The organism is Ligilactobacillus faecis (assembly GCF_029889745.1).
Taxonomy (GTDB): Bacteria; Bacillota; Bacilli; order Lactobacillales; family Lactobacillaceae; genus Ligilactobacillus; species Ligilactobacillus faecis.
In genome coordinates this window covers 1,924,376-1,946,267 of the sequence record NZ_CP123639.1, presented here as the reverse complement: position 1 = coordinate 1,946,267, position 21,892 = coordinate 1,924,376, and the positions used below count along the sequence as shown (strand labels likewise).

The window sequence follows — 21,892 nt, the reverse complement described above, 5'->3', positions numbered from 1 at the left end:
GAGAGGACTGGGCTAAATGCTGATCTTTTCGGAGTACCAAGAACTTGGTGGACAAGTAAGAGATGAAGATGTATATATCAAGCTGGAACGGGATGCACTAAAGCTTTTGAATACAGCTACACAAATGTTTTACATCAGAAATAACATTGATGAAGATCCAGATCAATGGCGTGTGAAGATGTTCAAATTAGCTTTAGTCGCTCAGATCGACTACACAAATGATGTTGGAGCTTCAACTGAATATGAGTATCGCAGAAAGCTGTTAAGAGCGTGTCCATTGGGATGCTATGTATGCGTTCAATCGGAAGCGGTGTATGGTCACTTTAAAAAACGGTAAGAAAGTAAAATTATATATTGTCATGGAGCTTCCCACGAAAAATAAAGAGGGAGAGTTTTATAATTCGTATGATATACTCTAGTTTACATAATATACATTATAAAAAGTAGTTTTGGTGAGAAAAATAGCTATCAGTATTATATACGTAATAGCTATTTTTCTCTAGCTCAGGAAATCCATCTTTTTCAGCTACTAATTTTTTAATTGAAGAAGTTGTACTCTGTGGGATAGCAGCAGTATAAGGTTTAGCAGGTACTAAGATCGTACTTGAAACTAAGGCATCCCCAAAACACAGATAAAGCTTGGGTCAGCCATTTTGATCGCAAATAGCAAAACTGATCTTGCCCCCTAACTCATGGCTCTTAGTTTGTGCTGCTACACATAATTTATCGCAAAGTTCATTTGCTAAAAATGTCAAAATTTCCTAACTATATATGGTTTACCTTGCTTGTCTGTTAGTAGAGCGCCCTATTCTTTTTAATTTAACAAACATCCCTAGAATAAACTTGCCGAATTCTCTAAAAAATGTTCTATTCTTCTAAATATCTTCTTTAGGCATCCATTCAAAGATCTTTTTATAATCATGAATAAATTGCGAAACACCCTCATAGACAACTTCTAAAGCCGCTTCAAAAAACGCGTATCCCCTGTTCGAACATCAAATCAGATCAATCTTCTTTGGCATTGTAATGGCGTCATACCAACAGCGAATTTAAATTTTTGATGAAATAACAAGATGCTCATTTTTTTGTTTCTTAGCTAGATCTCCAACTGTAAAAGAATTTTTGTAATTTTGTTTGATCCATGTATTGGCTTGATAGATCTCCTCAGCTTGTGAAAGAGTATAAATACTTTAAAAAAATCGCTTTCCAAGTTGACTTAATAATAACCAAAAAATCAGTTCATACAGTAAATGTTGCTGCATAAAAGAGCTTCGTAGAGATTTCTTAGTTATCTCAAGCAAACGGAGCAAAACCAAAAATATTTGCTCTTTAGCGTTTTGTTGCTGAGACTTTATCTCCTAAAATCGCTTTGATCGTTGTTTCATCTAGTCTAGGTCTAAAATAACTTTGTAAATATCAGCAGATGAAAATTCAACGACCAAAGCTTTAAATTCTTCTGGTGCAGATAAGACCTGCCCTTTTAACGGTAGATCGATCGTCGAGATAAAGTATTGACTGGTCAAATAATCTAAGATCTCATTTACAGTATATAAGGCGTAAAGAAGCTGAGAGAATTATGTAAAGTTTCTTGTAGGAGTGTAAATATTGATCGGGCAGAACAATAAATAAGTTACGTTTTTAAGTTTAATATCCTGAAATTACTCAAGTTTTAAAAGTGCCCTTTGAAGTTTATTATCCATTTTTTCCTTTCTTGCTAACATCCCTATAATAAAAAAGAGATCCTATACAAGCTCTCTTTTTTGACATCTATGACGTTAATAGAGATTATTAATGTACGGAGGTGAGCATTATGAATATAGCACAACTGAAAAAGTTATTTTTAACTACCCTTGACTCGATCGACCAAGAAAAAGAAAAATATGTTGTCGATCCCAAACGTGATTTTATACGTCAGAGAAAACTTGTTTTTAAAGACACGCTACTTTATATTCTATCAATGGGTGGCGGGACTATTCTAAGTGAATTATCACAACTAACAGGAGGTATACCGGAACTCACTGTTTCAGCTTTTACACAACAAAGATATAAAGTAAAAGCTGAGGCGTTTAAAAAATTCTTCCATCTGTTTTCCGATCGATTATCACAAAACACTCAAAGTCAAATCAGGATCCTAGCTATCGATGGCTCTAGTATTCATATCCCAACTGATCCAACTGATAAAAGCTCTTATTTTCCATCTCCAAATGGTCGCAAAGCTTATAATTTACTTCACCTTAACGCACTCTTTGACTTAGACAAACAAATTTATACAGATGTGATCGTCCAAAAAGGTATGGATAATGAGCGCAATGCCTTGAATAAAATGATCGCTCGTTCTAAAATCCCTAAGGCGCTCATTATTGGCGATAGAGGATATGAATCTTATAATACCTTAGCGCACATCCAAGAAAAAGGTTGGTCTTTCTTGATCAGAGTACGAAACAACAATGGCGTGATCAGTGGAATAGCACTTCCAGATGAACGCCAATTCGATAAACATTTCACACTAAAATTAACACGTAAACAAACTAGAGAAACTAAGGAATTATTTAGAGAACGTAATTCTTATAGATTTATACCGGCCAATGTGACCTTCGATTTTTTATCACAAAAAACCAAGAAAGCTGACCCAACTGAATTTTATTCACTTGAATTTAGAATAGTACGTTTTTCTGTATCCGAAGACAAGGATGTGACTGTAGTAACTAATCTAAATCAAAGTTCATATCCAGCTTGGAAACTAAAAAAGCTTTACCATTTACGTTGGGGGATAGAAACAGCATTCAGGACATTGAAACATACCTTGGGATTATTGAACTTTCACGCTAAAAAAATAGTGGGGATCCTTCAAGAGATCTACGCTAAACTTATAGTGTACAATTTCACCCAAATGATCATAGATCATGTATCACTCCAAGAAAAGGCTCGATCATATCAATATAAAGTTAATTTTACAGTCGCTGTGAGACTGTGTAGATCTTTTATTAGAGGAAAATCCCCACCAAAACGGTTAGAATCCTATATTTCTAAAAATATTCTTCCAATCAGGAATGGTCGGCATTATAAAAGATCATCCAGCAGAAGAAAAGCATCAGGATTCAACTACAGAATAACATAAAAGAACGTGCTGATAAAAAAATTTGATTAACTATCAGCTTATTTGTCGTGATAAAAAGAGATCAGATAACTACAAAATATGTTTCTGATCTCTTTTTCAATATCTAATCTTTAGTACTGTAGGCTTAACTTAATGACATTGCCTATACAGGACCTCTTTTTAGTTTCCAAATGAATTGATCAACTCATGACCACTATCCCAAAATGGTGCTTTGACCGTACCTAAGATCTTATCTTTAGGAACAAAACCATAGTAACGACTATCGTTTGAGTTTTCGCGATTATCACCTAAGACAAAGTAACTATCTTTTGGAACAGTAAACGTCTTACCTGTGCCAAGAGTCACCCCTTTAGCTGCTTGTTTGACTAGATCTAGTGTACCTGTTGTTCGTTGTTCTTTAGTGATATAGCTTTGTGAACGATACTTACCATTGATGTAAAGATCACCATTATTTTTATATTCGATCTTATCACCAGGAAGACCGATCACCCGCTTAACGTATTTTGTCTTAGACGTTACGTTAGGATTATCGGTGTCTACTCCTTCAGCGTTAAAGACTACGACTGCATCCCGTCTGATCGCAGGCATCTTTAGCATTACGACCCGTTCGTTGTTTTGGAGATTGGGATACATCGATAGACCATCCACCTTGACTACTGAAATGACAAATGTCGTCAGTAATTTAGCTAAGATCAGCCCAATAACGACTGGCCAGACCCAACTCATAATATTTTTAAATGTCGACATATATGATCTTCTATATAAATATACGATCTTGTTATTAAAAAACAAAAAGAAAAAGAATATATAGTTTCCCTTCGTAGATTATATCTATTTGACATCAGTCGTATATTTTGTCCTTCTCTCTGATGTATTACTATTATATTAGCATAGTCTTGCAAACTATATTATCTTTAAAGCTTACTATTTTGCTCGATCTGCTTTAAATACTCATAGCTTGCAACTTGTTCTTTAGCATCTGTTTGGTCTTGTAAAACGATCTCAAAGATATTTGTCGCCTGTTCATTTAGTAGTGGTAATACTGCATTCCAATTGATCTTACCTTTACCAAGTTCTAAGCTATCGTGCACTTCACCTAAAGAGTCGACTAGATGATAGTGCACGATCTTTGAACGAAGGCGTGTAAGTGCTTCTAAAAGTTTTTGCTCAGAACCTTGCCACTTGATAAAACAATGTGATGTATCAAAAGCTAAACGATAATCATGCGCTAAGATCTGCTCGTCTAACGCTGGTTCACCGTAATAAAAGATCGGCGAGATCGAGTTTTCAAACATGATATGTTCTTTGCCCAATTCATGAAAATGATCGAGACGTTTAAATGAATAAGCAGTTGCTTTTTCAAGTGAATCAAATTGTGATAAAAAAAGCGCAGTTTGGCGAGAATAAGATCCGTGAACTAAGACTTGAAGTTCTTTATCATAAGCTAATTGTAGAAGATCTAGCGTACTTTGTTCGATAAATCGATATAATTCAGGCATTTTTTGTTCTAATGTGAGCAATTCGGTAAAATCACCGCGATACCGCATCGGATGGTGTAAAATGATCTGTGAGATCCCCGCATCTTTGACTTGCTCGATCGCTTCAGCTAAACGCTTGAGACCGTCTTTTGTAAAATCTGTTTCAGCAGTGTAAAATTCAAAGACTTCAGGTGCGTATTGGAGTCGGTCTGTGATCTGCTTTGGATCAGTTCCGGCTTTAAGACCAAGATCGATCTTTTTCATAATCAATTCCTCCTCAAAAAAATGGATAGGGAGATCCCGATCCATTTCAAAAATTATTTATCAATATCTTCCATCCAGCCTAAAGCTAGAGCATTTTCACCTAAATGCGTCCCGATAACTGGGCCAAAATAACTGATCTCGATCGAGATATTTGGGAACTTTTTAACGAGCTTATCCCGCCACTCAATAGCTGCCGCTTCGTTATTAGCATGGATCACAAAGAGTTTGATCGGATAATCTAGACCTGTGATCGCTTCTTCAAAAAGATCTTCAACACGTTTCAAAGCACGTTTACTTGAGCGCACTTTGTCAAAAGCAACGATCTTATCAGTCTCATCATCAAAAGTCAAGATCGGTTTGATCTTCAACACACTTCCGACAAATGCGGCTGCATTTGAGAGTCGTCCGCCACGTACAAGATTTTGGAGATCATCAACGACGAAATATTCATTAACAGTGCTCTTTAAATGTTCTAAACGAGCTAAGATCTCATCTAGGTCTTTTCCTGCTTTGGCCATTCGGGCCGCCTCGATCGCTAAGCATCCCATCAACATCACAGTGATCTCAGAATCAACAGGTACGACTGTAACGTTATCAACACTAGCTTTGACTGTTTCAAGTGTTTGAACTAAGCCTGAGATCGTCCCTGCTAAATGGATACTGATGACAGCATCATAGCCTTGTTCACCTAATGATTCATAAAGTTCGATCAACTTTCCGACTGGGGGTTGAGAAGTACTTGGAAATGTTTCTGATGTCCGGAGTTTTTCATAAAATTCTTCAGTAGTGATATCAACGCCTTCGTCATAGCTTTTACCATCAATGATAAATGGGATCGGAATAATATGGATATCATTTTCTTTGATCTGCTCTTGACTTAGATAGGCTGTACTGTCGGTAACAACAGCTATTTTCATATAAATTACACCTACTTTGATTATTATTGCAAATCTTATCATACCACACATAGCCTTTTGATTCTAGCTTCTCCCCCCTACTCAAAAGGCAAATCTTATTTTATCTGAAATAACTTTTTTCTGAAAAACAACTAGGGAACTTTGCGCTTTTTAAAAATAAAAGCTACAATGTTAGTTGTATATTTTAATGAAGGAGGGATCTCTGTGGCATTTGACGGTATCTTTACCCGCGCGATGGTAAATGAACTAAATAACTTGATTTTAGATGGACGCGTCACTAAAGTTTCACAACCCTATCAAAATGAAGTGATCATAACGATCCGAAAAGATCGCAAAAACCATTCGCTCTTACTTTCGGCCCACCCTAACTATGCACGTGTCCAAATAACGGACATCCCTTATACTAATCCTCCTGTTCCAACTAATTTTACAATGATCTTACGCAAGTATTTAGATGGAGCAAAATTAGTAAAAATCGAACAACTCGTTTGTGACCGAGTGATCGATCTTTATTTTATGACGCGAAATGAATTAGGTGATAAATTACCTTTAAAATTAAGTATTGAGATCATGGGACGTTATAGTAATATCATTTTAGTCGATCAGATGACGAATAGGGTGCTCGATACAGTCAAGCATGTTGGGATGGATCAAAATCGGTATCGCACATTGTTACCTGGAGCAACTTACCAAACGCCTCCCAAGCAAACTAAATTAGATCTATTTACTGATACGAGCAAATATTATTTAGAGTTATTAAGACTCTATCCTAATCAAGAAGTTTTAGCTTCTAACTTGGTCAAAAATTACCAAGGCTTAAGTAAGAGCTCTGCTTTGACATTGGCTAAGATGTTTCATGGAGCAAAAGCCCCTGAGCAAGTAGTAGCTGAGTTTTTGGCTTATACAAAAAAGCCTGTTCCTAATTTATATTTAGAAAATAACAAATTAGCTTTTAGTATTTTTCCACGATTTCAGACTGAAAAAACTTTTACAAACTTAAGTACCTTATTAGATAACTACTATAAAGAACGGGCTTTACGCGATCGTGTCGCTCAAAAGGGTGCCAAATTGATCCATGTGATCAAAAAAGAACTTCAAAAAAATAAAAAGAAGCTTGGCAAGTTAGAAAACGAACTCAAAGCGACCGCTAAAGCTGACAGTTATCGAGTCAAAGGCGAACTTTTAACGACTTATCTTTATCAAGTCCGCCCCAAACAAAGTGAGATCACGCTACCAAATTATTATGATAATGAAAAAAAAGTCACGATCGCACTTTCGCCACAATTGACACCAGCTCAAAATGCTCAAAAGTATTTTAAAAAATACCAAAAGCTTAAAAATGCGATCGCCCATCTCAAAGAACAACTAACTTTAACCAAGCAAGAGCTCGACTATCTTGAAGGGATCAAAGCCCAGATCGAATTAGCCGTTCCTAGTGACCTAGATGATATCAAATTAGAATTAGAAAATGAAGGTTACTTAAAGGCTGATCCAAAACAAAAAGCACGCGTCAAGAGTAAAGTCAGTCGACCAACTATTTTTAAAGCAACTGACGGGACTGAGATCTTAGTTGGTAAAAATAACTTACAAAATGATCGTTTGACTTTGAAAACAGCAAACAAAAACTACTATTGGTTACACACTAAAGACATCCCAGGTTCGCATGTGATCGTTTGTTCTAAGACACCAACAGACGAAACACTGCTGGAAGCTGCTAAATTAGCGGCTTATTTCTCAAAAGCTCAAAACTCGGCTAACGTACCGGTCGATTACGTTCAAGTACGGCATATCAAAAAGCCTAACGGAGCTAAACCAGGCTATGTGATCTATGAAGGTCAAAAGACACTTTATGTTACGCCAGAAGAAGAGCTTGTCGAACAACTCAGTTCAAAATAAAAAATGTGCATCCCTGGCTAATGGGATGCACATTTTTTATTCTTCGTTATTTTCTAGTGGTCGGATGCTCAAGTGAACTGCCTTAGGTTCACCGTCATTTTGGAAGCTAAAGACATAAACACCATTTGAATAACGTTCATTGAAGTGACTCTCCTCTGGTCTAACTTCAAAAGAAAGCTCTTTAGTCGTTGTGATTGTTAAAAGCTGATCAGGCGTGATTTTAAATGCATAAAAGATCCGATGTTGATTTTTATTTTTGATCTCACGTAAGATCTGAACTCCACGACGCGCCCGAGAAGTCAACGGGATCTCAGTTACTTTCATTTTCTTAAAGGACGCACGTGTCGTCAAGATCCCCAACGCATCGTCTTCAGTAACGACTAAGACCGCAGTCAAATGATCGTTTCGGAGATCCATACATTTAACACCAGCAGCTCTTGCTCCTGTCGTAGGGATCTCTTCTACTAAGTAACGAAGGCCATAGCCGTTATATGATGTACAAACGATCTGCTGTGAAGTTACTTTTTCAAGGTAGTGCAAGCTAATAACTTCATCGGTGATTGTTTTTAGTGTGATATAGCGACTAGCCCGTGATTTGTATGTTCTCCCCGGGGTCAATTCTGTCACAAGCGTTTGTTTGATAAGACCTTCTTTAGTTGCAAAGATAAAGCTTCCAGGAGCTTTGAGCTCTTTGAAGACTTTAGCTGCAATAACGACTTCATCAGCATCGAGCCCTACCGTTTGTGATAAATGTTCACCTGTATCTTTAAAGCGTGCTTCAGTGATCTCATGGACAGGACGATAGATAAGGTTGCCTTTATTAGTAAAGATGTAGAGATGGTCTAGCGTGTTGACTGTTGATTGTAAGATCGTTTCATCGTCATCCCGTAAGCCGTTATCATGTTCATCAGAAGCATTGAAAGAACGCAGTGAGGAGCGTTTGACATAACCATCACGTGAAACTTGGACGATAACATCTTCTTGAGCGACCATCACTTCAGTTTCGATCTTCAAAGATTCGATCTTTTCTTGGATCTCTGTTTGACGTGGAGAAGCATATTTTTTACCTAAAGCTTTTAATTCACTTTGGATCACTTTATCGAGTTGTTTTGGCTCAGCTAAGATCTTTTCAAATCGTGCGATCTCTTTAGCAAGTATTTCAGCTTCTTTTTTGAGTTCAGTAACATCAGTATTAGTCAAACGATATAATTGTAAAGAAACGATCGCCTCAGCCTGTTTTTCAGTAAAAGCATAGGCTGTCATCAAATTTTTAGTCGCATCTTTTTTATTTTTTGAAGCTCGGATCGTTTGAATGACTTGATCAAGGATCGAAAGTGCTTTGATCAGACCAGCGACGATATGTTCACGCTTTTTAGCTTTAGTCAACTCATAACGAGTTCTTTTAGTCGTTACGCTACGTTGATGTTCAAGATAAGAAGCTAAGATCTGCTTTAAACCTACATGTTTAGGGCGTTTATGATCGATCGCGACCATATTGAAATTATACGAGATCTGAAGATCAGTGTTCTTGAAAAGGTAATTCAAGATCCCGGTTGCATTAGCATTTTTCTTCAATTCAACAACGATCCGTAACCCATCACGGTCACTTTCATCCCGAACTTCTGCGATCCCTTCAACTTTCTTTAGTAAACGGATCTCATCGATCTTTTTAACAAGAACAGCTTTATTGACTTCATAAGGGATCTCAGTGATAACAAGTTGAGCTTTGCCACCGCGTAGACTTTCGGTAGCCGTTTTAGCGCGTAACATTGCCTTTCCGCGACCAGTTTCATAAGCTTTTTTGATACCATCTAATCCTTGCAAGATCCCGCCAGTTGGGAAATCAGGACCTTTGATAAATTGCATCAACTCGTCTAAAGTAGCATCGGGATGCTTCATCAAATAGATCGTCGCCTCGATCGTTTCAGTCAAATTATGTGTGGGGATCTCAGTTGCATAACCCGCCGAGATCCCTGTTGCACCATTGACTAAAAGATTGGGGAAACGAGCAGGCAAAACAGTTGGTTCATATTCAGTATCATCGAAATTTAAAACCATTTCCACTGTTTCTTTATCGATATCTTTTAACATTTCCGCTGCGATCTGCGATAGACGCGCTTCTGTATAACGCATTGCTGCTGGTGGATCCCCGTCCATCGAACCATTATTTCCGTGCATTTCGATCAGCGGTTCGCGTAATTTCCAAGTTTGACTCAAGCGGACCATTGCTTCATAGATCGAACTATCTCCGTGGGGATGATAATTACCCATAACATTTCCGACTGATTTAGCTGATTTTCTAAACGGCTTATCAAAAGTATTATGGTCCTCATTCATCGCATATAAGATCCGCCGTTGCACAGGCTTTAGTCCATCGCGAATATCAGGTAAAGCTCGTTCTTGAATAATGTATTTTGAGTAACGTCCAAATCGTTCTCCCATCACAGCTTCAAGCGAGAGTTCTTGAATATTTTGTTCTACCATCTACAATATAAACTCCTAACTATTTTCTACTTCTTGGTGTGCATTGGTTGCGAGTGTCGTGTCGAGTAAGCTGCCGTCTTCTTCTAAAGTAAATTGGACGTTTTTTTCGATCCATTTGCGTCGCGGTTCAACTTTATCGCCCATCAAAGTCGTGACCCGTTTTTCTGCTAAAGCATCGTTTTCGATCTTTACGCGCACAAGCGTTCGGGTCTCAGGGTTCATCGTTGTTTCCCAAAGTTGATCGGCATTCATTTCACCTAAACCTTTAAAACGCTGAAGTGAATAGCCTTTCCCCATTGCTTTTGCTTGAACTTTGAGTTCGTCATCAGTCCAAGCGTAGCGCACTTGAAGTTTCTTATTAACATTTTTTTGCAACTTGTAAAGTGGTGGTAAAGCGATATAAATACGTCCTGCATTGATCATCGGGCGCATATATTTATAGAAAAATGTTAATAATAGAGTTTGGATATGCGCACCATCTGTATCTGCGTCGGTCATGATGATGATCTTATCGTAATTAGCATCTTCTAATTCAAACTCAGCTCCGACACCAGCACCGATCGTGTAGATCATTGTGTTGATCTCTTCATTTTTTAAAATATCTTGCAGTTTAGCTTTTTCCGTGTTCAAGACTTTGCCTCGCAGAGGTAAGATCGCTTGGAATTTACGGTCCCGCCCTTGTTTAGCAGAACCACCAGCTGAATCACCTTCGACTAAGAAAAGTTCATTTTTCTTAGCATTTCGCGATTGTGCCGGTGTCAATTTACCTGAGAGCAAACGATCTTTTTTTTGCCGTTTTTTACCATTTCGACTTTCATCCCGGGCTTTTCGTGCTGCTTCCCGCGCTTCGCGTGCTTTGAGTGATTTTTTGACAAGGTCTTTGGCAAAATCTCCGTTTTCTAAAAGATAATAAGTTAGTTGCTCGTTTACGATATTATCGACGATCGTTCGTGCTTCAGGCGTTCCTAATTTTCCTTTAGTTTGACCTTCAAATTGAAGTAGTTCTTCGGGGATCCGCACGGAAACGATCGCTGATAATCCTTCCCGCACGTCGCTACCTTCGAGATTTTTATCTTTTTCTTTTAAAAGTCCAACTTTCCGCGCATATTCATTAAAAGCCTTAGTCCAAGCGGCTTTCATCCCAGCTTCATGTGTTCCACCGTCTTTAGTCCGTACGTTATTGACAAAAGACATGATGTTTTCTGAATAACCATCATTATATTGCCCGGCAACTTCAACTTCGACACCATCTTTTTGTCCTTCAAAATACATAACGTCGCCTAAAGTATCTTTATCTTCATTTAGGTAACTAACGAATTCTTTGATCCCTTCTTCAAAGAAAAAGATATCTTGTGTTGCTGTCCGTTCATCTGTCAAAACGATCTTAACACCTTTTAAAAGAAAGGCTGATTCGCGTAATCGTTCCGCTAAAGTATCGTAATTAAAATGTGTCGTTGAAAAGATCTCTGGATCAGGTTTGAATGTAACGGTCGTCCCACTGTTCTTTTTAGTTTTGCCGATCTTTTTTAATGTTCCGACTGGTTGACCGCCGTTGATAAAGTCTTCTTCATATTCGATCCCATCGCGAACAGTATTGACCGTTAGGGATGCAGAAAGTGCATTAACAACTGAGGCCCCCACACCGTGAAGCCCGCCAGAAGTTTTATAGTCGCCTTGGCCAAATTTTCCCCCAGCGTGTAAAACAGTAAAGATAACTTCGACAGTTGGGATTCCCATTGCGTGCATCCCGACTGGCATTCCCCGCCCATAATCAACAACTGTGATCGAATCGTCAGGGTGGATCGTAACGTCGATCTCTTTACCATATCCCGAGAGTGCCTCGTCGACGGCATTGTCCACGATCTCATAAACTAAATGGTGCAGGCCACGACTATCAGTCGATCCAATATACATCCCTGGTCTTTTTCGAACTGCTTCTAAACCTTTTAAAACTTGGATCGAATCGTCGCCATATTTGATATTACTCATATTACTCTTTCCTCACTAAAATAATTTGATCTCACCGATCGTTTGATAGATCTCAGATAACTCGTCATTAACAAAGACGCGATACATCTCATCAAATGTAGCTGCCAATTTTTGCTTCAACAGTTCATCTTGTTTGATCCAAAAAACTTTACCTTCATTTGAAGATCTGAGTTCACCTGAAAACTTCGTTGCTTTATATAATAAAACTATGTAACGGATATCTTCATAAAAAAATTGTTTGATCCCGCAAAGCTTAGGATCTTGTAGAGTCAAACCAGTTTCTTCAAAAAATTCTCGGATCATCGCTTGATGAAACGATTCGTATGCCTCAATGTGGCCTCCCGGGAAGGTGATCCCTGGCCAAACTTTCTTCTGGCGGTCTTCGACTAATATCTCATCTCCAACTTGGAGTAAACACATATTAGTCAGTTCAACTTTTTCTGTTCGTGGCATAAAAAACACCCTTTCTAACCACTGCTGAGAAACGCGTTTAAACGCAGCGTTCATCATCTAGTTAATAGATTATCAATCTTATTGCAAAATATCAAACGATATCTTAAACATCTTTTTTAAGAAATCAAAAAAGTGCGTTGCTCAACGCACTAGTTATTTTTTAGATCGATTTAAAGTTACTTTATTTCCAGATGCGAACTGACATTCTTATATTATACATAAAAAGAAGTTACTGTGCGAGTTTTTTTCGCTTTTTCCAATCAACTTCCGCTAATGTTAATTTGCGGAAGTTAAGATAAAGCTTTTTTAAACTTAGAAATAAATCGTTATAACCAACTCAGACGCGTTCATTTGTAGCGTTCACTAATTTAGATGGGGGAAAATTTAAATGAACCTTTTAAAAACAAGTAGCATAATTTTACTTAGTTCACTTTTCTTAACAGGTTGTGGGACTACCGAAAAGAAAACACTGACTCAAATCGAACAACAGACAACACAACAGAGCACTAGCGGTAGGTCAAGTGCTAAAAAAACAAAATTAATAATGCCTGAGGCTGAAAGTTCCAGTTCGACTGCTAGCACAAGTGGCACTACAGAAAGTAAAGATCTCCCAGCCGAGATCGCCAAACTACAAACAACAGTCGATCGCTATACTGGTCAGACTGCAACTAAAGAACAGGCGCTAGTTGCATACTATAAATCGTTGCCCGCCAATATTCAACTGAAGAGCTGATGATCTTTCTAAGAAATTATTTGTGACCGATGTTAGTGGGCAAAATGCAATGGGAGAGATCACTACAGACTTTCCTAAAAATACGTATACTATCCCTGCCTCCCCACTAGCTAGAGAATCAGTAACTTCCCAACTCATCAATGCCGACCAGATCTACGTTTTTGAGGTACCCTCACATTTTCAATGGGATGTTAACGATGCTAAATTTTCCTTTAAGATCGTTTAAAGTGTACATGACTCATCCCAATGTCCCCTGACGAAGAATTATTAAACTTGATGAAAATAGCTATTAGGTCAATACTAAAAAAGACGCCTAACATTGGCGTCTTTAAGTATCAAACAACAACAAAATAAATCAAGCGTTTGGCGTATGTATAAAAAGTAAATAAAGAGCTCATTTGTCCTCCATCACTTTAAATCTATCTTCAAAATTTTTTCTTTATAGTAAAAAAGGATGTACACTGCATTCCTCTTATCTTTATTCAAGATATTTATGAACGTTGCAAATAAACGCGTTTCCCAGACCTTTTTTAATTAAGTGAAAATTTTTCATACAGTGGTGTCAATTGAAGCAGTGTCTCAAGAATATATTTCTCCATGTCATCAACTTGGTCTTGATCACGAAAAGCAAATTTACCTAATAGAAAACTTGTTTTTTGTGCTTCAGCATTAAATCGTTGTTGGAGCTGCTGCTCACTTAAGTAATGTGCTAGTGGCATGTGATCAGCCAACTCCATTTCGTTTTTATCCCAAAGATACCAGTGTGAAAGATCTAGTTTTTTAGCCCACGCAGGGATCTCAGTTAACAGTTGATCATATTCTTGTGGCGTCCCTTGACGTTGTTCGCTCTTATAGTGTTGAAACATCAAATAGACTTGTAATTGTTTTTTATCAAGCATGACTCCAAGGCACGGATTAGCATCTGCGAGATAAGCTAAACGATATGATGCCCAAAAATGATCTCGAAGATTCCAACCGTTCGTCCAACTTTCGACATGAACTTTAGCAAATTTATTTTCTGGCAACTGACTAGCTACTGTTTCATTGACCTTTTTCCATATTTGCCAGACGTTTTTAAAACTTGCTTTCAACTCAGCAATTTCTGCTGGTGAGTGGCTTGCTTTTATTTTTTTAAAAGAAAACTCTGGCTGATCAAAGATCGCAAACATTTCATTTGTTAATACTGTCATCCTAAAACAACTCCTTTTACTTAAGGATAACACTCTACTGGGTCCTGCCAAAAAAACTTTATGCACTAGAGTGACGATCACAGGTATAAGTTTATCCCGCTTAGCCTTTATGCTAAGATAATAAATACCTCAATAGACTTTTTTATGCCGTAGTGCGACTTTTTCGACCAAGATAAAGAAACTAACTACCCCAAATTGGATCAACCACGAAGTTTTTAGACTAAAAAAATGCAGACAAAGTGTGGCTTGTAAAGATCCTAGCGGAGCCGAAAGCATCAAAATAAAATTATTAAGACTGAAAACACGCGTTAATTGTTCTTCGGCAACATTTTGAATGATCTCAGTCTGGTATTTCGGCGCCATGTAACCACTAAGAACTGTAGCACACAGAAAAATAAATACAACAACGACTAATGGTAATCTATAAAAACAACTCACCGTCATTAAGATGATCATCAAGTTACTCAACATGAGGATCCGCCCATAGCTCATCTCTTCTAACCAATTTACCCGAAAAAAGGTCCAAAACTCAATCCAATAAAACTAGTCACTTGTAAAACTACTAATGTTTGAGCATAACTTCCGATCCGTAAGTTACTATCAGAAACCATGGCAACGTTCAATAACAAGCTAAAACTAGCAAAACTTTCTTTTGTAAATGCTAAAAGCCACATCGTTTGGATCACATGATGTTCTTGCATATGTACATAAGCTTCTCGCATTTTTTGAAAAAAATCGCCGAACGAAAAATGTTTGGCCAAAGTCGAAGTTACTTTTACAGTGTCATCATAGTTTATGCGTTTTAAAAATAATAGACTCACAGCAAATGTCAAAGCATTGATCAGAGCAAGTCCCCAAAAATTATTTGGAAATAACACTAACCAACCTGCCTCAAGAAGTTGCCCTGTGACGAAACTTAGACTAAACATTACGAGACTAAAAGATGAAAAGATCCGCCGTTCATTTGAAGCGACCCAAGTTTTAGAAAAAGGCGCAAATAAGCTGCTGATATAGCCGTCGAAAATATCCGAAATGATATTTCCTAAGATGATTAAGAGAAAAAAGCTTAACGGTACTTGATAGTTGAACATAAGCAAAGCCATTGAAAAATAAATCAAGACTTGAAGACTATTTAACAGGGATGCTTTCTGTACCCGTTTAGTCTAACGTCAACAAAGCTAAGTTGTAAAGTGAACTTCCAGTCCGGTTAATAAGCTTAGCGTAAGTCAAATAGCGCAAATGCTTTTTTTCTTTTAAAATGTCAAAAAGTTTTCTTTCTTGCCCCCCTTTTTGATTCATAAACTCATCCCCTTAGTAGTAATTTTTGAAAAATCGTTCTTTGACCTATTAAAATAGAGTTTCCCCCAATTTTCGTTCTAATAGGGTATTAAGATTCGATTTTAAAAATACTATAGCATAAATTTTAATTTATGCTATAAAAAATAGGCACTGACCGAAGCCAGTACCTATTTAAAGATCGCATCGCTGATCCGATCACTACTTTTATTATTCAAGCTGTTCAAATGATGCGCATAGATCTCAGTTGTTTGGATATTAGTGTGGCGCAAAAGTTGTTGGGTCTCTTCTAAGGTCGCTCCATTCAAGAGATTTAGCGTGGCACTCGTATGGCGTGTACTATGAGCAGTCAAACGCGGACTATTATACCCTGCTTCAACAAAGCATCGTTTGACGATCCCCCGAACACTTCGAGTTGAAAGGCGTTGACCAAAATTATTATTTGATGTTGAAGCAAATAATGGTGCATTGCTTTTCATTTCTTTTCTTGCACGTAAATATGCTCTGACTGCTTCTTCTACAGCTTCTGGCATACGAACTGGGGCATCTTTTTCCAAATGCCCTTTTCCTTGAACATACAAAACAGTCACATCGCCACTCACACGAAGATCTTCGATATTGGCCCGACTAACTTCGATTGTTCGAAGAGCCATCGTCAGCATCAAGGCAAGCATTGCATAATCACGCTTACCTTTTAATGTCGTGCGATCGATATTTTGCAATACCGTGGCAGCTTGCTTAGAAGTTAGATAATCTTTTTTATGCTCTGTCCCCAGTTTTAGACCTTTAACGTTTTTAGCGATATCTTTATAAAAACCAGCTTCTTCAGTCCACTTGAAAAATTGTTTGACGGCCATTAAATAACTTTGAACAGTTGTTGGTCGTAATCCCTTAGCTAATAGTTGATCACGGTACTGCCGGACATCATTTGCAGTTGGGGTTACGATCTCATGTTCTTTAGTGTAGAGAAACCATTGGCGTAATGATGTACGATAAGTGCGCACAGTATTTGGTGAAGCATCGATAAAATTGATGAATTGTTCAAAATAGTTATCTTGAGCGACAAAAAGCTCATTTTGACTAGAAGTGCTTATTTCCATTCATCCATTTTAGCTATTTAGTCTTAAATAGCTTTTCCTTTCTTTTCAAATAAAGTTATGTCTTAAGTATACCTAAATAAGCAGTTTTATGACTTACCTAGGTCGTAAGGATCTTTCATTCCCATATCTTCAAAAGTATAAGAGACATATTCCGTTTTTCTATACGGATCCTTGTATTCAGGTGCTTTTTGTCCCGGCGGTAGCTCAATAACTTCTGCTTCCTTAACAAGCATATCTTTCATGTGTTTAGCTACTTCTGTCGGAAATCTATCACAAACTAAACGATCAATATTATCAATTTCGATATATGCATTTTTGGCAGTATCTTCCCATGAATCCCAAAAGTCTTTAATATAACGACTGTCCTCTTCGTTACACTTATAGACAAATTCTCGTATTTTCGAGTCAAAGTACGCATACTCATAGGCATCAACTAATAATCTGTAAATCCTAGCCAATATAATTTACCTCGATTCAAAACATTGATAGTTGCATCTTTTTTTATAATATCATATCCACTTAGGATGGCAATTATATCAATATTGGATTCATATTCCATATACTTATAAAAAACACCAATTTTTCTGTTTCCTATAGACCTTCATAACTATTACCACTACTTTTAAGTTTATCGTATACTCTTTTGTTAGATATATCTTCTCCCCAAAGGTCCTCGATCATATCATAGTCATCTTTGATAGTATCATTAGAAACACTTATATATCAACAAGTACCGTACGACAAAAGGGATGCAACGGTGGCATAGTCTTTGCCCAAAATGCATCCCTAACGTTAAAGATCTTCTTATTGATATTCAGATATATCTTGATTGTCCGACTATCAAGAACAACTATCAGCTGATACTTCTCAACGTCTTTACTTCTCCAATTATCTAGTTTGGTTTTAGAATAAAAGCAATTAGCTTCTGTCCTGATCAATCGACTAGCATTAAATTACCTATTTTAAAACTGCTATGAATTATTAGTATATATAACTAGCAAAACTGATAACGTGACTAAGTTTTTGGCTGACTTTGCCGGCAAAAAGTAGGATATTGAAATCAGTATGACGCAAAAAATGCCATACCCGATTTTTCCGAGTTTTCTATCTAGTGACGGTCTTTCAACCAATCATAGATGATACTGAGATTAGATTAACCAAGACGGCTAATGCTAAACTTAGTATTTTAGAAAACACGGAGAGTCAATTCCGTCTTAGCGAGCTGATTACTCGCAACTGTCTTACCTTCTGACTTTTTGTCAGAGGGTAATTTTTTTTGCACAAAAAAGCGCCACGTCTGAAAAAATATCAGATATGGCGCTTAATTTTTGACAATAAAAAAACCGTTGCTTTTAAAGAAGCAACGGCGTAAACATCATTGTTTTGAAATAACGTAAGTACCAATACTAATCTTCTAACAGCTAAAGTGTATCATACTTCACACTTAATTCAAGTTTTATGTATGGAAAACATGACTCACGTATGTTAGAAGATAGTAGTGGGCAACTTATGCGTTATTTCTCCTTTCTAGAAACAGTTAGATCCATCCTCATGCCAACTTCAAAAACTGTTCTCTGGACCAGATTGCAGTAACAAATACTGTCCCTTTATCATCTTTGATTTCTCTTGTTTAATCTACTTAGTATCGTAACGTTTGCTCCGGGTAGATTAGGTTTGTATTTCTGATCCCATTAGTGCTTTGTAGGTGTGATACTGTTAAATTTTGGTGCGATCGCTTCAAGTGTATCGCAATATCTGACCTGATATATCGTTTGAGCCTTGTTAAAAGCAATAAAAAAATTTATGCTAGTTGGCTTTTGCTTTTTTATTTTATTAAGTTAAAGTAACAATTTATTTGTGCGTAAAATAAAAAATGTTACCCCATTTACGGATAACATTGTAACTTGCCTTTAATAAACTGCTCCAGGATAAAAATCAAAGTATGGTTTATTGAAATCAAAAGTCTCTAAATCAGACATTTTCAACACGATATCAGCGCTACCCCAACTCATCAAGTTGATCGATTTTCCATAATCTTCATCTGGAATAACTAAAACGATATATTTACCATAAGCTTTGGCTAGGCCGATCTCGACCCCGCAACCGATATCTTCTTCTTCTGGTAAATACGTACATAAGAAAAGATCCGATGATTTAACGCCGATGACATCACCGTTAAATGTTGCTTGCGCCCACACTTTATCTTCTAAAAGTTCAGGGTGTTCATCTACTCGTAGCCCTTGATATTGGTGTTCAAGCGGAATATAACTATTTTCGACATCGATCGTTTGATTAGCTTTGATCGCTTCCAAAGCATCGGCATAAGCTTTTTCTTGTGCTGGCGAGAACCAACCAGCTGCAAAATAAACTGTTTTTTGTTTGCTTTCGTTCATATGACACATTCCTTCTATTTATTTAACTAGTTCAGCTTAGCATAGCCCTCGATTGATATCAAATTGTGTTCTTTCTATCTAAGTTAAAGTAACATTTTATTATTTTCGATGTCATCCAAATATCCATAACGCTCGGTCAGTTCTTTTAGACGTACTTGATCATGCGTATGGACTTTTCCAGTTAATAACATCTCTTGATATAACTCTAAATAAGGTAGCTCTTTTGCTTGCGCTAAACGTGCTTCTTTTTCATGGTCATATGCAACTTTTTGGAAATTTATCTGTGCTAACCCCGTTTCATCGACTTCTAGCAACAAGTACTGCGCCCGGAGATCGGCTTGGAGCTTTGGGTGATCACAAAACGGTTCCCCGACAGAACCAGGATTTAAGATCAGTTGTTCGGCTGTCGTATAGCGTAAAAGTTGGTGGTGTACGTGCCCATAGAGCGCTACATCTGCTTTAAGATCGGTCAAGATCTCATCAAAATCTGCCTGATCATTAGTCGGATAAAGTTTTTGGCCATAATTTAATCCAGGCAGATTATGACTCAAACTAAACTGTAACGGCCCCACTTTTTTCATCATATGTAACGGTGCATTTTTGAGCCAGATCAGATCTTGATGCTCTAAGTGCGCGACTGTATATTGCGCTAACCGTGTAAAATAAATATGACTTTGTTTTGTCAAAGGGATCTTCTTTTGGGCCCCTTTTAATAAGAGGTCATCCCAATTTCCGCGTAAAAAAACAGTTGGTTCTAACTCTCTTAAAAGTTGACAGATTTCTTTCGCCCCTGGTCCTGGCATCAAAAGATCACCTAAGACCCATACTTCATCAACTTTTTTTAGCTGGAAGTCTTTAACGACTGCCTTTAAAGCAGTCAAATTCCCATGAATATCTGATAAAACTGCAATTTTTTGCAACACCTTAAAGTAACCTACTATATCCAATGCGGATCACACAAAAATAACATATGTATGACTAAAAATATAGTTTCTCCTGTCTATCATATTTCCTAATATCCATCCACATTTTTCATTTTAATGAATATTGTCATTAGCTATATCATTTGTTTTTGAGCGCAATAAACGCATATGTTTACGTCGTTCTTTTCCGATCGCACGGCTGATCTCACGTTCTGACCATTCGTTAACGGGGGTAAACTCATATTTGACAAATAAATTTTTCTCTTCCATCCGAACGCTTAAGATCGCATCGATCTTGACCCAGATGCCTGTTCCTTCATCATAAATAAATTCCCCCACTTCTGAGATCTCATTATACTCATGGGCTTGATACATGATCTCAGCTTGAGTGGTCATATATTCATCAGCTATATTCGGTTTTTGCGCCTGTTGACAGAGACAGTCATATACTAGTAACGCGTCGACCGAGCTTGAAAAAACTTGGACACTCAAAATATTGATCACAACAAAAAGCTCATTACCATATTTGATAACATCCCCCACATAAACTGGGTCATTGGCTTTCTTTTTCATGCGGATCTTTTCTAGCATTTTTTTGCCCCCTAGTATTATCTATCTATATTTATACTATCATTATTCTAAGCTTTATGCCATGTTTGCTGTAATGGTTTTCAAAAATAGTTAAAATTTTAATCATAAAAAGCACTGAGCAATACTCAGTGCTTCACTAACTGAATCTATTTTTCTTCGGTTGCCAATTTAACCCTAAAACGGCAATGATCACTAATAACGAACCGATCAGATCGGCAGGGCTCAGTACGAGGCCAAATAAAATAACTGAGCCTCCAGTAGCCGCAAGCGGTTCAAATGCATCCAACATACTTGCAGTCGTCGGTCGAATATATTTGAGTGCATTAGTAAAAAGCTGAAAAGGAATGATCGTTCCTAAAACAACAACAGCTACTAATAACCAGAAGATCGGCGCTGTCAATTTGAATGGTTCAAAACTTGGATGTACAAGACAAAGGCCGACCCCTGCAACTAAAAGTCCCCAACCAGTAATATTGGTCGAAGGGTATTTTTGGATCAGCGAACGTGGGATCAAAGTATTTGAAGCTCCCCCAACCGCTGAGAGCAAGCCCCAAAATAAAACAGCCGGGGTGATCGCTAAATGAGTCATATCACCATGCGTCGCTAACAAAAAAACACCAAAAAAAGCAACTAATGAACAGAGTACCTCGATCCTTCGTGGAGCTTGATGTTCTACGATAACTAAATAAAAAATAATAAAAAAAGGACCTAAAAATTGTAAGATCGTTGCGATCGAAGCATCACCTAATTTGATCGCCATAAAATAGCAAAATTGAACTGGAATGATCCCTAAAAGACCATAGGCGATCAAAGTCAGGGCACTTTTCTTTGTTTTCCATATATGAAAAGGGCGTTCATGTTTTAAACCCGCTAAACTCAGTAACACAAGCCCACCAATGATCATGCGGATCTGACTCAGTAAAAGAGGCGTTACCCGCGGTTCGAGCATAAAGAGCAACTTCGCAAATATTCCGGAAATGCCCCACAAAAATGTTGCTAGGATCGTCAAGAAGATCCATAGTTTCTTTTTCTCATTTGCCATAAAATTCTCACCACATAAATAAAGG

Annotated in this window: 23 protein-coding genes; 5 read left to right on the top strand and 18 right to left on the bottom strand. The window is 37.5% G+C overall.

Annotation, left to right across the window (positions count from 1 at the left end; all coding sequences use genetic code 11):
* The first annotated feature begins 16 nt into the window (after nt 1-16).
* Nucleotides 17-337, top strand: coding sequence for a hypothetical protein (locus tag QFX10_RS08920; protein WP_280605882.1), 321 nt, complete (start codon nt 17-19; stop codon nt 335-337).
* A gap of 1,048 nt (nt 338-1,385) precedes the next feature.
* On the opposite strand, the gene QFX10_RS08915 is transcribed toward QFX10_RS08920, so the two are convergent.
* The gene (locus QFX10_RS08915) at nt 1,386-1,523 is read right to left on the bottom strand and encodes a hypothetical protein (RefSeq protein WP_280605881.1); all 138 of its coding nucleotides are present in this window, start codon (nt 1,521-1,523) and stop codon (nt 1,386-1,388) included.
* Between the two features lie 287 nt (nt 1,524-1,810).
* Between QFX10_RS08915 and QFX10_RS08910 the strand changes: the two genes are divergently transcribed.
* Nucleotides 1,811-3,118, top strand: a complete 1,308-nt coding sequence (locus tag QFX10_RS08910) for an IS4 family transposase (protein WP_280605492.1) — start codon at nt 1,811-1,813, stop codon at nt 3,116-3,118.
* A gap of 159 nt (nt 3,119-3,277) precedes the next feature.
* Here QFX10_RS08910 and lepB read toward each other — a convergent pair whose 3' ends face one another.
* The 3 genes from lepB to QFX10_RS08895 form a co-directional block, all read right to left on the bottom strand.
* The gene (gene lepB / locus QFX10_RS08905) at nt 3,278-3,865 is read right to left on the bottom strand and encodes a signal peptidase I (RefSeq protein WP_280605880.1); all 588 of its coding nucleotides are present in this window, start codon (nt 3,863-3,865) and stop codon (nt 3,278-3,280) included.
* 167 nt (nt 3,866-4,032) lie between these two features.
* Complete coding sequence (locus QFX10_RS08900) at nt 4,033-4,860, bottom strand: sugar phosphate isomerase/epimerase family protein (RefSeq protein ID WP_280605879.1); 828 nt, start codon at nt 4,858-4,860, stop codon at nt 4,033-4,035.
* Nucleotides 4,861-4,913: 53 nt separating this feature from the next.
* On the bottom strand, nt 4,914-5,777 hold the full coding sequence (locus QFX10_RS08895) for a DegV family protein (protein ID WP_280605878.1): 864 nt from the start codon (nt 5,775-5,777) through the stop codon (nt 4,914-4,916).
* A gap of 204 nt (nt 5,778-5,981) precedes the next feature.
* Here QFX10_RS08895 and QFX10_RS08890 point away from each other — a divergent pair, with 204 nt between their 5' ends.
* Nucleotides 5,982-7,673 carry an NFACT RNA binding domain-containing protein gene (locus QFX10_RS08890; RefSeq protein WP_280605877.1) on the top strand — a complete coding sequence of 564 codons (1,692 nt, stop codon included), beginning with the start codon at nt 5,982-5,984 and terminating at the stop codon, nt 7,671-7,673.
* Nucleotides 7,674-7,709: 36 nt separating this feature from the next.
* Here QFX10_RS08890 and parC read toward each other — a convergent pair whose 3' ends face one another.
* From parC to QFX10_RS08875, 3 genes are read right to left on the bottom strand one after another with little or no spacing between them, the layout of a single operon-like run.
* Entirely contained in the window at nt 7,710-10,157 is a 2,448-nt protein-coding gene (gene parC / locus QFX10_RS08885) for a DNA topoisomerase IV subunit A (RefSeq protein WP_280605876.1), read from the bottom strand.
* A 15-nt stretch (nt 10,158-10,172) separates the two neighbouring features.
* A complete protein-coding gene (parE, locus tag QFX10_RS08880) occupies nt 10,173-12,146 on the bottom strand; it encodes a DNA topoisomerase IV subunit B (protein WP_280605875.1) in 1,974 nt (657 codons plus the stop codon).
* A gap of 15 nt (nt 12,147-12,161) precedes the next feature.
* Nucleotides 12,162-12,599 (bottom strand): 8-oxo-dGTP diphosphatase, encoded by a 438-nt coding sequence (locus QFX10_RS08875; protein WP_280605874.1) that lies wholly within the window; start codon nt 12,597-12,599, stop codon nt 12,162-12,164.
* Between the two features lie 388 nt (nt 12,600-12,987).
* Here QFX10_RS08875 and QFX10_RS08870 point away from each other — a divergent pair, with 388 nt between their 5' ends.
* Nucleotides 12,988-13,332 carry a hypothetical protein gene (locus QFX10_RS08870; RefSeq protein WP_280605873.1) on the top strand — a complete coding sequence of 115 codons (345 nt, stop codon included), beginning with the start codon at nt 12,988-12,990 and terminating at the stop codon, nt 13,330-13,332.
* Between the two features lie 49 nt (nt 13,333-13,381).
* Nucleotides 13,382-13,558: a hypothetical protein gene (locus QFX10_RS08865; protein WP_280605872.1), complete on the top strand. Its 177-nt coding sequence runs from the start codon at nt 13,382-13,384 to the stop codon at nt 13,556-13,558.
* Between the two features lie 304 nt (nt 13,559-13,862).
* Here the strand turns inward: QFX10_RS08865 and QFX10_RS08860 are convergent, their stop codons facing one another.
* The 11 genes from QFX10_RS08860 to QFX10_RS08810 all read right to left on the bottom strand — a co-directional run bounded on the left by QFX10_RS08860 (nt 13,863) and on the right by QFX10_RS08810 (nt 21,867).
* Nucleotides 13,863-14,522 carry a glucose-6-phosphate 1-dehydrogenase family protein gene (locus QFX10_RS08860; protein WP_280605871.1) on the bottom strand — a complete coding sequence of 220 codons (660 nt, stop codon included), beginning with the start codon at nt 14,520-14,522 and terminating at the stop codon, nt 13,863-13,865.
* A 129-nt stretch (nt 14,523-14,651) separates the two neighbouring features.
* Nucleotides 14,652-14,993, bottom strand: a complete 342-nt coding sequence (locus QFX10_RS08855; RefSeq protein ID WP_280605870.1) for a hypothetical protein — start codon at nt 14,991-14,993, stop codon at nt 14,652-14,654.
* 35 nt (nt 14,994-15,028) lie between these two features.
* Nucleotides 15,029-15,625, bottom strand: a complete 597-nt coding sequence (locus tag QFX10_RS08850; RefSeq protein WP_280605869.1) for a hypothetical protein — start codon at nt 15,623-15,625, stop codon at nt 15,029-15,031.
* Between the two features lie 55 nt (nt 15,626-15,680).
* The gene (locus tag QFX10_RS08845; RefSeq protein ID WP_280605868.1) at nt 15,681-15,821 is read right to left on the bottom strand and encodes a hypothetical protein; all 141 of its coding nucleotides are present in this window, start codon (nt 15,819-15,821) and stop codon (nt 15,681-15,683) included.
* 167 nt (nt 15,822-15,988) lie between these two features.
* Complete coding sequence (locus QFX10_RS08840) at nt 15,989-16,918, bottom strand: tyrosine-type recombinase/integrase (RefSeq protein ID WP_280605867.1); 930 nt, start codon at nt 16,916-16,918, stop codon at nt 15,989-15,991.
* A gap of 86 nt (nt 16,919-17,004) precedes the next feature.
* Nucleotides 17,005-17,376, bottom strand: coding sequence for a hypothetical protein (locus QFX10_RS08835; protein ID WP_280605866.1), 372 nt, complete (start codon nt 17,374-17,376; stop codon nt 17,005-17,007).
* A gap of 258 nt (nt 17,377-17,634) precedes the next feature.
* Complete coding sequence (locus tag QFX10_RS08830; protein WP_280605865.1) at nt 17,635-17,856, bottom strand: minor capsid protein; 222 nt, start codon at nt 17,854-17,856, stop codon at nt 17,635-17,637.
* A gap of 972 nt (nt 17,857-18,828) precedes the next feature.
* Nucleotides 18,829-19,311 (bottom strand): nucleoside 2-deoxyribosyltransferase, encoded by a 483-nt coding sequence (locus tag QFX10_RS08825; protein WP_280605864.1) that lies wholly within the window; start codon nt 19,309-19,311, stop codon nt 18,829-18,831.
* Between the two features lie 83 nt (nt 19,312-19,394).
* A complete protein-coding gene (locus QFX10_RS08820; RefSeq protein WP_367617603.1) occupies nt 19,395-20,234 on the bottom strand; it encodes a metallophosphoesterase family protein in 840 nt (279 codons plus the stop codon).
* A gap of 114 nt (nt 20,235-20,348) precedes the next feature.
* Complete coding sequence (locus tag QFX10_RS08815; protein WP_280605863.1) at nt 20,349-20,825, bottom strand: hypothetical protein; 477 nt, start codon at nt 20,823-20,825, stop codon at nt 20,349-20,351.
* A gap of 136 nt (nt 20,826-20,961) precedes the next feature.
* On the bottom strand, nt 20,962-21,867 hold the full coding sequence (locus QFX10_RS08810; RefSeq protein WP_280605862.1) for a DMT family transporter: 906 nt from the start codon (nt 21,865-21,867) through the stop codon (nt 20,962-20,964).
* Nucleotides 21,868-21,892 lie beyond the last annotated feature (25 nt).

Excerpts from the sequence above, each read along its gene's own strand:
- QFX10_RS08920 (WP_280605882.1), top strand. The coding sequence starts at position 17 with ATGCTGATCTTTTCGGAGTACCAAGAACTTGGTGGACAAGTAAGAGAT.
- QFX10_RS08910 (WP_280605492.1), top strand. The coding sequence starts at position 1,811 with ATGAATATAGCACAACTGAAAAAGTTATTTTTAACTACCCTTGACTCG.
- lepB (WP_280605880.1), bottom strand. The coding sequence starts at position 3,865 with ATGTCGACATTTAAAAATATTATGAGTTGGGTCTGGCCAGTCGTTATT.
- QFX10_RS08900 (WP_280605879.1), bottom strand. The coding sequence starts at position 4,860 with ATGAAAAAGATCGATCTTGGTCTTAAAGCCGGAACTGATCCAAAGCAG.
- QFX10_RS08895 (WP_280605878.1), bottom strand. The coding sequence starts at position 5,777 with ATGAAAATAGCTGTTGTTACCGACAGTACAGCCTATCTAAGTCAAGAG.
- parC (WP_280605876.1), bottom strand. The coding sequence starts at position 10,157 with ATGGTAGAACAAAATATTCAAGAACTCTCGCTTGAAGCTGTGATGGGA.
- parE (WP_280605875.1), bottom strand. The coding sequence starts at position 12,146 with ATGAGTAATATCAAATATGGCGACGATTCGATCCAAGTTTTAAAAGGT.
- QFX10_RS08875 (WP_280605874.1), bottom strand. The coding sequence starts at position 12,599 with ATGCCACGAACAGAAAAAGTTGAACTGACTAATATGTGTTTACTCCAA.
- QFX10_RS08870 (WP_280605873.1), top strand. The coding sequence starts at position 12,988 with ATGAACCTTTTAAAAACAAGTAGCATAATTTTACTTAGTTCACTTTTC.
- QFX10_RS08865 (WP_280605872.1), top strand. The coding sequence starts at position 13,382 with ATGGGAGAGATCACTACAGACTTTCCTAAAAATACGTATACTATCCCT.
- QFX10_RS08860 (WP_280605871.1), bottom strand. The coding sequence starts at position 14,522 with ATGACAGTATTAACAAATGAAATGTTTGCGATCTTTGATCAGCCAGAG.
- QFX10_RS08855 (WP_280605870.1), bottom strand. The coding sequence starts at position 14,993 with ATGTTGAGTAACTTGATGATCATCTTAATGACGGTGAGTTGTTTTTAT.
- QFX10_RS08850 (WP_280605869.1), bottom strand. The coding sequence starts at position 15,625 with ATGGCTTTGCTTATGTTCAACTATCAAGTACCGTTAAGCTTTTTTCTC.
- QFX10_RS08845 (WP_280605868.1), bottom strand. The coding sequence starts at position 15,821 with ATGAATCAAAAAGGGGGGCAAGAAAGAAAACTTTTTGACATTTTAAAA.
- QFX10_RS08840 (WP_280605867.1), bottom strand. The coding sequence starts at position 16,918 with ATGGAAATAAGCACTTCTAGTCAAAATGAGCTTTTTGTCGCTCAAGAT.
- QFX10_RS08825 (WP_280605864.1), bottom strand. The coding sequence starts at position 19,311 with ATGAACGAAAGCAAACAAAAAACAGTTTATTTTGCAGCTGGTTGGTTC.
- QFX10_RS08815 (WP_280605863.1), bottom strand. The coding sequence starts at position 20,825 with ATGCTAGAAAAGATCCGCATGAAAAAGAAAGCCAATGACCCAGTTTAT.
- QFX10_RS08810 (WP_280605862.1), bottom strand. The coding sequence starts at position 21,867 with ATGGCAAATGAGAAAAAGAAACTATGGATCTTCTTGACGATCCTAGCA.